Below are 15,129 nucleotides of genomic sequence, written 5' to 3'. Positions count from 1 at the left end.
TTATCCTTTAATGACGATAGCGTAATAATTCCCACCTTCGGTAGCGCCAATCAAAAGAACATATTTGATAGTTATCTCTCGCGTTTCATTGACAAAATTAATTCTTTTATCGGCAAAAGTTTGTGTATAGGGAATAGCAGGAACGGATTGTCTTTGAATACAATCAAGAATCACCGCAAGATTTAAAAGCCCTGCAGATGAAGCAACAAAGCCAAAGAATGCGTTATAATTCACTACTGGCACATGTGGATTATGGCAATGGAAAGAATTATAAATCGCATTAATTTCTATTATTGAGCTCACTTCGCTACCATTACTGGTTCCACAGACTAGATCAATTTCCTTTGCGGTAATACCCGCGTCTGCAAGCGCGCGCGCGATCGCCAGAGACATCGTGATAGATTTTTCTTCAATTTGCGTTGCATCAAAGTAGGTATTACTGCATGACTTACCGTAACCCGCAATTTCCCCCAGTACTTCAGCGCCACGGGAAGCAGCGGCAAGCGCGTCTTCCAATAACAGCATACAAGCACCCTCACCCGGAACATATCCATGTGCTTCTTTGGCATATATCTGATAGTCAGCGGCATTCGACGTCATATGAATCTTATTGGTCACCGCATCCATATACAGAGACATCGACGGAAAGTGTTCATCAGCCCCACCAACAATGACCTGCGGCTGTAGTTGCTGACGAACAATTTCGTAGCCATAGGTCAATGCGCCAAGTGCCGCATTTTCACCGGTCGCTAACGTTGTCGTATATCCTTTTATACCTTCTGAAATCCCACAAAACGTCGTCATCGAGTTCATCAGTGAACCAGGGAACTCTGATGTGCGTACTTTGCGCGGGTCAGGTTTTAAACTTTGTAAGTACTTATAGGTAGTTTCTTGCGGTCCACGGGCCATCCCCAGAACCATTCCCAGATCATCGCCATCGCGTTTAATCTTACGTTTCGCCAAATTCAGCGCTTCTGAAAGTGCCATCAGCGCAAACGTACCGCCGCGTGTTGCTTTGCGCGGGTCATAGCGGCGTAGATGTTTACGTGGTTCGAGGTCTTTCACCTGATAAGTTTTAAAGTGCTTTTCTGACTCCGGTTGTTGATAGGCCGCGTCTTGATATTCTGCGCCAAATATTTCCGCAAATTGATGGGTTTTTGCCACAACGTCCAACAGCGCTTTAGCCTCATCGAGAGTGTCATCAGGAAAGACTACGCCGCTCAACTCCACCGTTTTGTCGCCTTCATGGATATAGCGAAGAATTTCATTAAAAGTATGTCCAATAGCCGATACGGCACCTATCCCAGTTATGGCAACACGTTTAGCATCATAGGTGGTAAGAGGAACTGAACATGGTTTCGTACTGACAATCATGCAGCAATTATTACCGCCGAATGCGTAGTTATTCTTCATAAAGATGTTGATATCTTTGTGTCGAAATTCATTCGCAACGTAGTCCAGATCGCAGTTAGGGCGCGGCTGCGAAAAATTCAACGTTGGCAGAACATGCTTCTGCGGAAGGGTGACTAAGCATGCAATGAGCTCGACAATACCGGCGGCGCCAATATTGTGACCAAAATAGGATTTAGTTGAGCTGATCAATATATGTTCGGCGCCAGAGAAAACTTTCTTCATCGCCAGAGTTTCTATTTGGTCATTAGCTTGCGTCCCCGTACCATGCGCATTAACGTAATCAATTTGCTCCGGTTTGAGACCTGCATTCGCCATAGCTTTTTGCATAACCTGCACTGCGCCGCTGGCGCGCGGGTCGGGTCCCGTTTCATGATATGCATCACACGAGGTGGCGTAAGAGAGAATTTCTCCGAGAATCGTCGCGCCGCGTGCGACGGCATGCTCATACTCTTCCAGTACTATTGCCCCTGCTCCTTCGCCAATAGACATCCCTGAATGTCCCGAAAATGGCGAACACGATTGCGGGTGCATAACATTCAGAGCATAAAAACCAGCAAAGGTTGGTAAATAAATGGGTTCCGTTCCAATAGCCAGCATAGCCTTGCTTTTGCCATTTTGAATGTAATCAAAAGCCATGCCGACGGCGTTCGGGCTCGCCGTACAAGCTGTTGCGACGAGTTCCACTCCCCCCTTCAAACCCAATAAGGTAGAGGCGCTGGAACAACACGATGAAAAGCTGCCTGAAAAAAGAGCCTTACGTAACGAAAAGTCCTGAATACGCTGCTCAAATAGCGGAAGGAAAGCTTCAGTACCCGCCGAAGAAACGCCAACAATCAGCCCCATCTGTTCCAGGCACGGTCGATTGGTCGCCAGTCCTGCCTGCTCGAGCGCTTCCTTGCCAACTTTGTAGGCCCAAAGCGCAGCATTATCTAGCGATGAGATAACCTCTTTTGATAATTCGGGGCAATGAATTTGATGCAGCATTTCAGCCGCACGAGCGTTCGCAAACCATTTAGAGAAACGCGCACTATCAGCGATGCCATTTTTTTTCTCCAGCAGTGCTTGCCTGAAGTCTGTTATATTGTCAGCCAGAGACGACAAAATCCCCATGCCGGTAATAACCACTCTTTTTCTGCTCGTTTCCATAATTTTATTTTCTATCCCGATTTTTATTCTCTACCGACCGATGCTGGATACAATATTGTCGTCGCTAAATGTTATACCGTGACAAGCGCGCTCTTTGCTTTCGACGCATCAACATAGCTATGTGTTGTTGGGTTAACCAATAAGCTCAAATTATAAATAAATGGTAAATTTTGTGTTTTTGCGGTGATTTCGCCATTTGCGGTTTTAAGGCTAAAACCTGCAATATCAGCTAACGCATAACCCTCATCAATAAGGGCCAGTGCAATCCATGCTTGCCTTGCCGGAGAATATGCTGCATTGACAATAACTCCAACCTGACATCCATTAACTATCACCAGATCATCTGAGTCGATCCGGCTACATTCATCGCAGGGGGAGATCCCAACAAGCTTACGTTTTGCGCCATTTCGCGATAACTCCACTACTGCATTCTTACCTATGAAGTCCTCTTTGTCATACTGGATAGCCCACTGCATTTGTAGTTCAACAGGATTACTGGAATAGCGAGGATAAATACTTTCATCCCATCCTGTATTTTCAATCCTCACCAAACGTTGAAAATCTAAGCCACCGGTTTTCAGCGAATATCTGGCGCCTATTTCTTGTAATTTCATCCACATCGTAACAAGCGTTGCTTGTGCACCAATCAATTGATATGCGAATTCGCCATGTTTTCCACAACGAAAAATCATTAGCCCATCATCGGTGTTCATATATTCATAATAAGGCAAGCCAATGATATCAAAACCATAAACCTCAGCCATTACCTCCCAGGCATACGGCCCTTCCAGCATAATGACGCCCCAGTCATCCTCTTCCATCGATTTTATCTCAGGAATTTCCTGGATGTCTAAATCATCGGCCTTTATAAGGGTTTCATTCAGGATATCTACAACTTCTTTCGCGGTGAGATTCTCGGATAAAATATAATAACCTTCAGCGGCACACAGAATATAAGCATCACCGCGGATGGTTCCATCTGCGTTGAGCAGCAAAGAATAAATACCCTGTTCATCACGAATGATTGATACATCAGCAGAGACCATATAGTTCACAAGCGCCCATGCATCTTCACCCATCACGCTGGTAATGGACATATGAGAATAATCTACCAACAAGACATTTTCACGAACGGCTTTATATTCTTCAAAAACATCATGATATGAAGATGGTACGCATTGATGATTATAGATGCCCATAACCGCATTGTTTTTAAAATGGAGGTCAGAAAGTAACTTCATAGAATGCCCTTCAATGTAACTGTTTCAATTCAGGATGCTTTTTTCTTTAGTATGAAAGATGCCAGATTATTTATACTTCGCATATAAGCGGGATCATCGCCTTCCGATACCTGGATGTTGAAGGTTTTATCAAGCATAACGATAATTTCCGTTGCATCTACAGAGTCAAGTTTCAATCCGTTACCAAACAACGGCGTGTCATCATCTATTTGATGAGCCTCACGCTGAACATTTAGACGTTGAATAATTTCGCTTTTAATCGTAACGATTATTTTTTTTCTTTCATTGATTTCATCATGGATGTTTGTCACACCGAATCTCCTTGGAAAACTAAATGGTTTCTCTAAAGTTAATAATGACGCCCTGACTAATGACTCTTTTGCCAACGTTGGCTGTAACTAAATAATGTTTAAACCCGCGTTCATCAGAAAATGAGAGTTTACTTACCACTTCAATCGTATCTCCCGGGTAAGCCGCTTCTTTAAACTTCAGGTTCTGTGAGGCTAATACACCTCGTACCTCAGCACGCCTTGTATGTATTATGTTCAACATATCCGGATGCTTGATATAAGCATGGATGTCACGCAATGTCCTGAGTTCTTCTCCCGTGTGATGTTGATAAATGTCACAGATATCAGTGAGGAAAGAATAATACTCGCTTGCCTGGCCAAATATTTCAGAAATGATAGCCCCCGGCATAATGGGGTCTTCTGGAAAATGCCCAAGCAGATAAGGATCATTATAAGTTACATGTTTTATAACTTTGATGAAGCCATTCTCTCCATATTTATAATCGACTATTTTATCTACCATGAGTAGAGGTTGACGCCAGCCGCCCATGGCAAGAAAAATTTTTGGCGGTATCGAATACTTAGACATAAATCACCGCATTACCATGCCACCATCGACCACGATGGTTTGCCCTATGATGTAGCTGGATGCCGTAGAGCTTAAATAAACAATAACGTTGGCTACTTCGTCACATTTCCCGAGTCGTTTTAAGGGAATTGAATTAGTCACTTCACGAACAACTGTACGTGGAACCTTCTTCGCCATTTTGGATTCAATCATCCCCGGCGCAACCGCATTAACGCGTACGCCCCGAGGCGCCAGCTCAGCTGCAAGAGTCCTGGTGAAACTTAATATTGCACCTTTTGATGCGCTATAGTTTGCCTGACCAACGCTTGGTACAAGAGCAGCCACAGATGCGACATTGATTACCACAGGGCTTTCTGCGGAACGTAATAACATTAATGCTTCTTTCGTTAAGCGGAACAGGCTAAGTAAATTAATGTTGATAACCGAATAAAAATCATCAAAGGTCATTGATGCAAAAAGGCTATCATTGACAATGCCCGTGTTATTCACCAGCACGTCCAGTCTTCCGGCTTCGATGGCCAACTGCTTACACAACGCAATGACTTCTTCCTGGCTTGTGAGATCACACGGCAAAATATGAAGTAAATCACCATTAGCATGATGTTCTTTCAGAGAAAGCAAGGGCTCTACATTTGATTTATATAACGCATAAACCGTGCATTTTTGCTCAAGAAATTTCCCACAAATTGCAAGACCTATATCGCCGCTGGCACCAGTAATCAGCACTTTTTTACTTACAAGATCGCTATACCTATACATTTTACATAAATGCCTTTAATTAATAGATTATGGTTGCGGCTATCGCATATGTCCGGCAGTGAGAAATACTTAATGATATATTCATAATCTTTTGTTCGTTAAGTATGTACTTTACCCTCCCTGACAATAGAAACTCAGGTTTTCCATTTTCGTCATGGACAACCTCGATGTCATGGAAACGAATTCCGTGACTAAATCCATACCCAATAGCTTTTACCAGCGACTCCTTAGCAGCCCAAAAGCCTGATACTCGCTCGTAATTAATGGTAGTAATACCAATATCTTTTATTTCATTATCCGTAAATACTCGATGAAGAAATCCTGACTTATCATTAGCAATAGCTTTTTCTATTCTTGCCACTTCAACAATATCTGTACCAATACGCATTACAGAGTTCCCGATGAATTAAATCTGGTACGCAAGATTGAAATTAATTTTATATTTATCGACATCCAAATCATGGGGATAGATAAAGGGCGCTGATATCGAACCATCATACTCCAAAGCTCTGACACTCCCTTTGACACCTAAAATACCACCCATTAATTTCTTGCCGCTAAGATTTTGTGAAGGTAACTCACCAATTATTTGACCGTAATCAGCGCCGATATAAGGTATGAGACCTTTATATCCTGTAACAACATTTAGCGTGTTTTGTAAAAAGAAGCCTTTATTGCCATAGATACCATCACTGTTTTGAAAGCCACGTACACTCCAACGATCGCCTATCGTGAATTGATCTTGTAACGTCAAATTATCTGGTGAGTATTGGGCGCCAAAATTAAGTTCATAATAGGCGTTAGTTGGCAGCATTGTTAACCATTTCACGTAATTCACATTAAGGTTCACAATCTGACTTTTCTTACTAACAGTGCCAGTGCGCATATCAGGCGTGTCGGTACCGCCAAAAGCTTTGGTAAACCGCTGCCAGCTCAGCGTTGAGTCCAGCGCAGCTCCGGTAAAGTTTCTCTTATAATTTAAACCTAACCGTACATTACCCATATCACGTTTTTGCAGTACCAGTTCTGTTCCGCCCAATGTGTAGTCATATTTACGTCTGATCAGTTCAGCACTGGTAGACAATTTTGAGTTCACATTGCGGTATAGCATTCTATTGCCCTTGAGTCTGAAGTATTCCGTTTCTCCAACATAATCAAAAGTATATGCACCGATATCTATACCTTGATGGGATTTACTTTTACTATAATAAAGACTGAATTCAGAATATCCGAATGGCACACTATAATAAGTACTCACGTTCTTATAACCACCAGTGTGGCTACCTGTTCCTGCCAGATAAAAAAGGTCACTCAAGCCTGTAACATTATATAAATAACTTGTCCCACCTATAAGTTCACTACCAGTACTCTTATCCCCGAAATTATTATAAGAAGCCCTTAAGCTCCACTTTTTTTTACGCTGGGGATTTATTAGCACTTTGCTTGTACCATTTTCAGCGCCTGGTAGGATGTTTATCTTGACATCTACTTCAGGGGTTCTCTGGATATTTTCCAGCCCTTGCTCTAAATCTCTGATGTTTAGTATATCGCCATCTGAAAACGGTAAAATCCACCTGCTTACATCATTATCAGCCACAACAATCTCGGAAATTCTTCCTGGAACTACCGTCAGATTTAATTTTTTCGTTGACAAATCCTGTGAGGGAATTTCAATTCTCGTAGTTATATACCCGGCATTTATATAATAATCCTGGAACAATACAGCAGCCTTTTTGAGCCCATTCATTCCCAGGCATTTACCAATCACCTTATTTTTTATTTCCTTTAATCCATTGTTATCTAAAAAGTCATTATTAAGAATCAATTCATTGATCTGAAAACATGGTGTTTCTTGCGGGAATTTGCTATCAGTGTGCTTCTTTGTCGTGGCATCAGAATACACATCTTTTTGCTCTATTTTTCTGTCTTGTAAGGACGCATTATCGTTACTTTGCTGTTCTTTTATAAGTCGCCCTAACTGAACATCAGCGGCGGTCACGGGTAGCGTGGCTAAAAAAAGAGAAGCAATGATAAAGGTGTATCGAATATCCATTTCATATCCTGATAATGTGAAAGCAGTAATCCCTTACTGCTTTCACCCACTACCTAATTTATTTACCGACAACGGTACCAAATACGTTTACAACATTGGCTGTAGTCTCAAACCCTTGAGCCCCACCTAATACAGCCCAGAAACCGGTATTGACGATTTTCTTAGCATTGATTACCGCCTTACCCGCTGTATAAAGATTGCCATAGTTGTAGATGTTATTACTTGCAGTGACATTCAACTGGCTATCAGCAACCAGGTTTGACCAGTTTGAGATATTTTTAGCGGTGACATTAGTAGTCTTAGCTGTAATATTCGCGCCGAGATTATTAGTCAAGTCATTAGCAGTGGTGATATTAAGCGTATTACCCGCTGCAATGTCGCTGTTATTAGTAATAGTTTTGCCAGTCAGATTTAAATCACCACCTGCATTAAAGGCGTGATTATTTGTCAGGTAACCGGAAGTATTTACTGTCAGATTGCCTGCAGCATTCACCCATCCAGTGTTATTATAGTCACCAGTAATATTAATTAAAATATCACTATCTGAAGAGATGATGCCGGTAGCGGTATTTTTAGCAACAGAACCACTTGCTTTTGATGATATCGCAGTTGCGTCAATCTGCATATTTCCTGAACTATAAATTGTTGCGTAATCAGCAGCCACTTTCTTCGCAGCAATCGTCATCTTCCCTGAATTAGCAACAATCTGCCCTTTGTTACTTGCGAGATCGCCAGTCAGATTAATATTTACATCACCGGTTTGCGCAATGATACGACCGGATTCGTTATTCAGGCTTTTCGCCGTAATATCAACACCCTCACCACCAATTAAACCACCTTGTTGGTTTCCATAACCGAAGTATTGGCCGACATAGAAGCCAAACTTGTCGCTATCGGTGCTGGTGATTTTGCCTGCCGCATTAAGCGCTAGTTTTTGATCAGCAACCATCATAGTATACTTAGCATCGATATCAGCTCCGGACTCAATACTGATATTTTTAGCTTTAATGACTGAACTATCTGTGCTCACGGTGTTGGCTTTGATAGTAACATCACCGTTTACTGAAGTTATCACTCCCAATCGGCTGTAGTAATTATCGAGATCGATATTTACACCATCACCGCCGTTAATACCGGATTGGCTGGTATTTATGTCGCGACCAGTAATTGAAACAGTCTTACTGCTTTCAATTTTACCCATATAGTTATCAATATCACTGGTGGTTTGGATGCTCACATCACCATCTGAGGCAATTTCGCCAGCCCAGTTGAATAAGTAGTCAGCAGCAATCTCGATGCCGTTACCTGAGACGATGCCCAAGGATTCACCGCCCGTGGTATCGGCCGATTTGTTGTCGTTGTTTTTAACTGCTTTAGTTGTCGTTAATTTTACAGCACCAGCACTGGAGCGGATCAAACCAGTTACGTTTTCAATGTTTCCAGTACTTTCAACTTCGACATTGCCCGTTGAATCAATAGTGCCGCCATTATTGGTTAACGATGTATTTTTCAGGCCGACATAGCCAGCATGAATCTGACCGTCGTTATTATTAAAATCACCTGATTCGATTGCAACGACACCCGCCTCAATACCCGCCGTTTTAGCTTTGCCGGTATTGGTAAAAGAATTACCACTGGTATTGACAGCCAGCGTTTGTCCGGCAGCCAGTTTACCATTGCTATTATCGAATTTACCGCTGGTAATATAGTTATTAGTGGTTGCTAAAATATTGCCACCGTTGATATTACTAACTTTATTACCCGCAGTATCAATAGCGATCATTTTATCGCTGTTGATTTTCCCTGCACTATTTTCTAAAACACCGTTGGTGTTCAGGGTGATATCGCCGCTGGATTGAATAACCGCATTGTTGTTAAGCAGTTTACCGTTACTGGTAATCTTAATACCGCTATCCCCGGCAGAAATCGTTCCCAGATTACGTACGCCTACGCCGCTTTCAGTGCTGACAAGGCTAATTTTATTCGCATACATACCACCGAGCTTAGAAACATCCACACCATAGGTACTTGCGTTACCGGTAGGCGTTACGGAGTCGGTGACTACACCGTCGGCGTTGACCGCATTACTCCCCGCGACGATCTTAAGCTCACTGGCAGAAAGCGCGCCATTCACAACGATACTACGCGCCAGGATTTCGGTTGGTGATTCGCTCTGAAATCCACTTACAGTAATCGTTCCGCCATTAACCGAATAGCCATTTAATAACCCATCGTCACCTATCTTTGGCGTACCCGTGGTTAATGTCCCTTTTTCAGCGTTGATGAACCCGCCTCCCTGAGTCGTGATGCCATTAGGGTTGGCAATGATCAAGTGAGCGGAATCACCGGCAACTTCCATCATACCATTAATGGTACTGGCATTCGTTGAAGTCACCTCATTAAGAATAACCATTGCGCTGCCGTCCGTAAGGTTCGGGTTGGCTGCAATCTGTCCGGCCAGTACGGACTGTGCTGCGCTTGTCGCGTTATTAAAAATGACGCCTTCAGCGCCAACATTCAGCGTGTCGTATACGTTATGCGAAAGGCCATTGCTATTCGGTTTCGCGATATTAACAATCGGCACCCCATTGGAAGCTTCAGTAACGCTGCCATTTTTAATAGAAATTTCCGCTTGCGCCATTACGGGCATCAGCAGTAATAATGACGCTGCAATCGGGTTTAATTTCACTGACCTTTTTTTGTTTTCGTGGTATTTCATATGAACCTTTCTAAGATAGTATTGATTGAGTGCAGCCATAATGAATAACCTGCACTTATGCAGCGTTACTCACTCTGACTATTTTAAGTACGCGTCATGCGTACAAAATCCCTGTGAAAAGCACGTAAACTCATCAAATGTTATATGCAGCTCTATTCAACAAATTAATTTTAAATACATAAAAATGTATTTCTGCGCCCACCTACGCCGAATGCATATACTTACCTGGAACAAAGAAAGCTGATTCAATTCATACAAAATATGAGACATTCCCTGTCCACGCATCGAGCGTAATAATTCGTTTCAACGCTGGTAGCTCATCATTTCTCATCTCGCCTGCTAAACCAAATCAAAATATGTTTTAGCGACACACAGTAAACAATGACATACACAACTCCATATCCTTACTCCGTTACAGTTTCCCCGATTAAAATAATGAATAAAAAGTGAATTCGTTCCATACAGAAGCAACTTCCTTTACTTCATGATTGAGATCAATACCGCATGCCCACTTCTCGCGGGTATTATTCATTCTCAAGTTTGAACCGATCAGCATGAATTCATATTCATGAATTTTAATTTGAGAAAATAATCAGAAAATTTAACCTGGCGTTGATAATGAAACAAATATGCTGAACGCCTTGAGGAAGGATTAAAAAACAGGTCAGAAGAGTTAAGTAGTAAGATTTTTAGTTGCCGGAGAACGGCTTAAATCTTCTCCGGCATCGACATCAGCGCAAAGCCTGATGGCATTACGCCATCAGGCTTTGCGTGTTAATCGCGGAAGTTCTTAAACTGGAATGGCTGGCCAAGGTCGCCACCGCGCACTAAGGCCATAACCGACTGCAAATCGTCACGAGATTTACCAGTGACGCGAATTTCTTCGCCCTGGATCTGCGTCTGTACTTTGAGTTTGCTGTCTTTAATCAGTTTGACGATTTTCTTCTGAATCGCACTTTCAATGCCCTGCTTCAGCTTAGCTTCGACAAACCAGGTTTTCCCGCTATGTACAAAGGCTTCCGGCACATCGAGCGAACTCCCCTCAATGCCGCGCTTGAGTAGCTTGGCGCGAAGAATATCCAACAGCTGATTGACCTGGAAATCAGACTCGCTCAGTACCTTGATGGTTTTACTGGTTTCGTTCAGCTCAAAGGTGGCTTCAACATTACGAAAATCAAATCGTGACTCGACTTCGCGGCTTGCGTTTTCGACCGCATTACGCGCTTCCTGAAGATCGACTTCAGAGACAATATCGAAAGATGGCATCTTTTCCTCTCCTTCCGTTTCTTTTGCGTTGCATAATACCCACAACGCGGCATAACTCAACTTGTTATCCCGGAAGCTTAGCTGATAACGCTATACTTTAGCTACAAGCGCCTGGGAAGTCGCAGGTGAGGAGGAATAATGAAAGTAACCGTACTGGGATGCGGTGCACTGGGACAATTATGGTTAACCGCGCTGTATAAAAACGGACATGAGGTCCAGGGCTGGTTACGCGTCCCGCAACCATTTTGTAGCGTTAATCTTATTGAGACTGACGGTAGTAATTTCAATGAATCAATGACCGCTAACGATCCTGATTTTCTCGCCACCAGCGATTTGCTACTAGTGACGTTAAAGGCATGGCAGGTTTCGCAGGCGGTGAAAAATCTGGCCGCTATATTACCGGCTTCAGCCCCTATTTTGCTTATTCATAACGGCATGGGCACCTTGAATGAATTAAAAAGCATCAAGCAACCTCTGTTGCTGGCGTCCACCACCCACGCCGCACGCCGCGATGGCAATGTCATCATTCATGTCGCGCAGGGGACTACCCATATCGGGCCTGCTAAAAGCTATAGCCAGGATTACAGCGGCCTCGCTGACATCCTGCAAAATGTACTGCCGGATGTCGCCTGGCACGACAACATTCATCCGGCATTATGGAGTAAGCTGGCCGTCAACTGCGTCATTAACCCCCTGACCGCGCTGAAAGATTGCCGAAATGGCGATCTGCGTGATTTCCCGCATGAGATCAATGCCATTTGTCAGGAAGTCGCAGCGGTGATGGAGCGCGAAGGAATTCATACATCGGCGGAAAACCTGTTATTGTATGTAAATCAGGTCATTGAAAGTACTGCAGATAATATTTCATCGATGTTGCAGGACATCCGCGCGCAGCGGCATACGGAAATCGACTATATCACTGGTTTTCTGCTTAATCGCGCACGCGCCCACGGCCTGCCAGTGCCGGAAAATGCCCGTTTATTTGAACAGGTAAAGCGAAAGGAGAATATTTATGAACGCGTCGGCACTGATTTGCCTCGCCCCTGGTAGCGAAGAGACCGAAGCGGTCACCACTATCGATTTATTAGCGCGCGGCGGCGTGAAAGTGACCACCGCCAGCGTCGCCAGTGATGGCAATCTGACCATTGTCTGCTCGCGAGGCGTGAAGCTCGTCGCGGATGCGCCGCTGGTCGAAGTCGCCGATGGCGATTTTGATATCATCGTTTTGCCTGGCGGTATTAAGGGCGCCGAGTGCTTTCGCGACAGCCCTTTGCTGGTAGAAACCGTACGACAATTTCATCTATCCGGGCGCATCGTGGCGGCTATCTGCGCCGCGCCAGCGACGGTTCTGGTGCCACATAATCTGTTTCCTATCGGCAACATTACCGGTTTCCCGGCGCTAAAAGAGCAAATCCCCGCCGAACAGTGGCAGGATAAGCGCGTCGTTTGGGACCCAAGGGTTAATTTGTTGACCAGTCAGGGTCCAGGAACATCCATTGATTTCGCTCTCAAAATGATTGACCTGCTGGTTGGCCGTGAAAAAGCGCATGAAGTTGCTTCGCAGTTGGTCATGGCTGCTGGCATCTATAATTACTACGAATCCTGATAGCCGGTCCGCGCAGCGGACTGGCGCCCCTTATTTCTTGAGGAGCCGTAGCATGTCCCGTAGCGCAACCGATTCTCGTGACCTCGTCATCAGCCGCTGGCTCAGCGCCCCCACTGCAGCTCTCTGGCGCGCGTGGGCCGATCCGGCATTACTCAAAACCTGGTGGTGCCCGAAACCGTGGTATACCGACGTCCTGGCTTTTAATTTGCGTCCTGGCGGGGCTTTCCACACCGTGATGCACGGCCCTGACGGTGAACGTAGCGATAACCCCGGCTGTTTTCTTGAAGTCATTCCGCAGCAAAAAATAGTTATGACCTCAATGCTAACTGAGAACTTTCGCCCGGCCGTTACCCCTTTTGCCATGACGGCTATTATTACCTTTACGGATGAAAACGACGGTTGTCGCTATACGGCAACGGTACTGCATGCGGACGTGGAAACCCGAGAGCAGCATGAAAAGATGGGATTTTTTGAAGGCTGGAATATCGTTATCGATCAGTTGAATGCACTGGCGATGACGCTACGCTAACCCCCAGATGTAAAAAAGCCTTCCCTTAGGGAAGGCTTTTTCATAAGTACAGGCGAATTACGGACGATACACTTTCACATTAGTAAAGCCCTGCTCGCGCAGGTATAGCGCCTGCAGACGGCTCATCACGCCGCGTTCACACCACAACAGCCAGGTTTTACTCTGATCGAGGTTGCCAAATTGAGTGCTCAGTTTATAGAACGGTAGCGAAACAACATCGACGCCTTCCACTTTCAATGGCTTATCATCCTGCTCATCGACAGAACGAATATCGAGAATCACGTCGTTCGCGCTGAAGCCGCTGACGGTTTCGACTTCCACCACGTCCTGCTGCGTTTGCTGAGCGATGTCGCGAATGTCGATGTTATTCGCTTCCTCAACCACTTTATCCAGAATGCTAAAATCGAAGTTTTCTTCTTCCGCTTCGATCTTCGCTTTTACCGCTTTCACGGTTGGGCTCTTCGAGATAACGCCGCAGTATTCCGGCATGGTGCGGGCAAAATCTTCCGTGCCGATTTCGCGTGCAAGATTGATGATGTGTTCTTTATCATGCGAAATCAGCGGACGCAGGATCAGCGTGTCGGAGACATTGTCGATAAGACGCAGGTTGGTCAGCGTCTGACTGGATACCTGGCCCAACGCTTCGCCGGTCACCAGCGCCTGCACGCCATAACGCTCAGCCACTTTCGATGCCGCACGCACCATCATACGTTTGAGCACCACGCCCATCTGGCCATCATCGACTTTTTCAAGGATTTCGCCAACCACCGGCTCAAAATTGATTGCCACGAAGCGAACACGATGAGAGCTGCCGAAGCGGTTCCACAAATAGTGCGCCACCTGGCGAACACCGATTTCATGCGCGGCGCCGCCGAGGTTGAAGAAGCAGTAGTGTACGCGACAGCCGCGACGCATCAGCATATAGCTGGAGACGCCGGAGTCGAAGCCGCCGGAGATGAGCGACAGCACATCTTCCTGAGTACCGATAGGGAAGCCGCCAATACCTTCATAGCGCCCTTTCACCAGCAACAGACGATCGTTTTCGATCTCCAGATTAACCGTCACGTCCGGGTCGGTGAGCTTCACGCGCGCCGATTCGATATGCTGGTTCAGGCCGCCGCCAACGTAGCGCTCAACCTCAATTGAGGTGAATTCATGTTTACCACGGCGCTTCACACGTACGCAGAAGCTTTTGCCTTCGAGCTGCTCGCGCCACAGCGGTAATGTCTGCTCAAAAATATTGTGCAGCGAGGTGAAAGGAACGTCTTCCACTTCCAGAATATGGTGAATGCCCGGGATACGGGTCAACGCGTCGCGAATAGCCGGTCGCTGGTTTTCGTCTTTCGCGCGAACTTCGATATGATCCCAATGACGAACGACGGCGAGCGTCTCATCATAGTTTTTGAGAACGTTACGAATGTTCCCGGTTAAAATTTTAATAAAGCGCAACCGCACAGATTGGCTTTTGATGGTGATTTCCGGGAACAATTTAATGATAAACTTCATAGCGACATTAGT

At 44.9% G+C, this 15,129-nt stretch carries 13 protein-coding genes; 3 read left to right on the top strand and 10 right to left on the bottom strand.

The annotated features are described in order from the left end of the window. The 9 genes from PGR29_RS21695 to PGR29_RS21655 all read right to left on the bottom strand — a co-directional run bounded on the left by PGR29_RS21695 (nucleotide 1) and on the right by PGR29_RS21655 (nucleotide 11,476). Nucleotides 1-2,559 (bottom strand): beta-ketoacyl-[acyl-carrier-protein] synthase family protein, encoded by a 2,559-nt coding sequence (locus tag PGR29_RS21695; protein ID WP_271031998.1) that lies wholly within the window; start codon nucleotides 2,557-2,559, stop codon nucleotides 1-3. Between the two features lie 71 nt (nucleotides 2,560-2,630). Then, nucleotides 2,631-3,800: an aminomethyltransferase family protein gene (locus PGR29_RS21690; protein ID WP_113373741.1), complete on the bottom strand. Its 1,170-nt coding sequence runs from the start codon at nucleotides 3,798-3,800 to the stop codon at nucleotides 2,631-2,633. A 29-nt stretch (nucleotides 3,801-3,829) separates the two neighbouring features. After that, entirely contained in the window at nucleotides 3,830-4,111 is a 282-nt protein-coding gene (locus PGR29_RS21685) for an acyl carrier protein (RefSeq protein WP_087860388.1), read from the bottom strand. 19 nt (nucleotides 4,112-4,130) lie between these two features. Further along, nucleotides 4,131-4,679 (bottom strand): 3-hydroxyacyl-ACP dehydratase FabZ family protein, encoded by a 549-nt coding sequence (locus tag PGR29_RS21680; RefSeq protein WP_113373740.1) that lies wholly within the window; start codon nucleotides 4,677-4,679, stop codon nucleotides 4,131-4,133. A 3-nt stretch (nucleotides 4,680-4,682) separates the two neighbouring features. After that, nucleotides 4,683-5,438 carry an SDR family oxidoreductase gene (locus PGR29_RS21675; RefSeq protein ID WP_316425292.1) on the bottom strand — a complete coding sequence of 252 codons (756 nt, stop codon included), beginning with the start codon at nucleotides 5,436-5,438 and terminating at the stop codon, nucleotides 4,683-4,685. A gap of 19 nt (nucleotides 5,439-5,457) precedes the next feature. Further along, complete coding sequence (acpS, locus tag PGR29_RS21670) at nucleotides 5,458-5,826, bottom strand: holo-ACP synthase (protein WP_308958230.1); 369 nt, start codon at nucleotides 5,824-5,826, stop codon at nucleotides 5,458-5,460. Between the two features lie 18 nt (nucleotides 5,827-5,844). After that, nucleotides 5,845-7,491: a ShlB/FhaC/HecB family hemolysin secretion/activation protein gene (locus tag PGR29_RS21665; protein WP_316425288.1), complete on the bottom strand. Its 1,647-nt coding sequence runs from the start codon at nucleotides 7,489-7,491 to the stop codon at nucleotides 5,845-5,847. A gap of 58 nt (nucleotides 7,492-7,549) precedes the next feature. Further along, entirely contained in the window at nucleotides 7,550-10,249 is a 2,700-nt protein-coding gene (locus tag PGR29_RS21660; RefSeq protein WP_228302392.1) for a filamentous hemagglutinin N-terminal domain-containing protein, read from the bottom strand. Between the two features lie 735 nt (nucleotides 10,250-10,984). Next, nucleotides 10,985-11,476, bottom strand: coding sequence for a YajQ family cyclic di-GMP-binding protein (locus tag PGR29_RS21655; protein ID WP_087860394.1), 492 nt, complete (start codon nucleotides 11,474-11,476; stop codon nucleotides 10,985-10,987). Between the two features lie 138 nt (nucleotides 11,477-11,614). Here PGR29_RS21655 and panE point away from each other — a divergent pair, with 138 nt between their 5' ends. From panE to PGR29_RS21640, 3 genes are read left to right on the top strand one after another with little or no spacing between them, the layout of a single operon-like run. After that, nucleotides 11,615-12,526 (top strand): 2-dehydropantoate 2-reductase, encoded by a 912-nt coding sequence (gene panE / locus PGR29_RS21650; RefSeq protein WP_308958233.1) that lies wholly within the window; start codon nucleotides 11,615-11,617, stop codon nucleotides 12,524-12,526. After that, entirely contained in the window at nucleotides 12,489-13,082 is a 594-nt protein-coding gene (gene yajL, locus PGR29_RS21645) for a protein deglycase YajL (RefSeq protein ID WP_087860396.1), read from the top strand. Before panE ends, yajL begins: the two co-directional genes overlap by 38 nt. Nucleotides 13,083-13,134: 52 nt before the next feature. Further along, nucleotides 13,135-13,611 (top strand): SRPBCC family protein, encoded by a 477-nt coding sequence (locus PGR29_RS21640; protein ID WP_316425287.1) that lies wholly within the window; start codon nucleotides 13,135-13,137, stop codon nucleotides 13,609-13,611. 57 nt (nucleotides 13,612-13,668) lie between these two features. Here PGR29_RS21640 and thiI read toward each other — a convergent pair whose 3' ends face one another. Continuing rightward, nucleotides 13,669-15,117, bottom strand: coding sequence for a tRNA uracil 4-sulfurtransferase ThiI (gene thiI, locus PGR29_RS21635; RefSeq protein ID WP_087860398.1), 1,449 nt, complete (start codon nucleotides 15,115-15,117; stop codon nucleotides 13,669-13,671). Nucleotides 15,118-15,129: the final 12 nt, after the last annotated feature.

The sequence above is a fragment of the Klebsiella sp. 141203 genome, assembly GCF_032601985.1.
Classification (GTDB): domain Bacteria; phylum Pseudomonadota; class Gammaproteobacteria; order Enterobacterales; family Enterobacteriaceae; genus Klebsiella; species Klebsiella aerogenes.
Note: the sequence above shows the minus strand (reverse complement) of the source record. Positions and strands in the feature narration are given on the sequence as shown.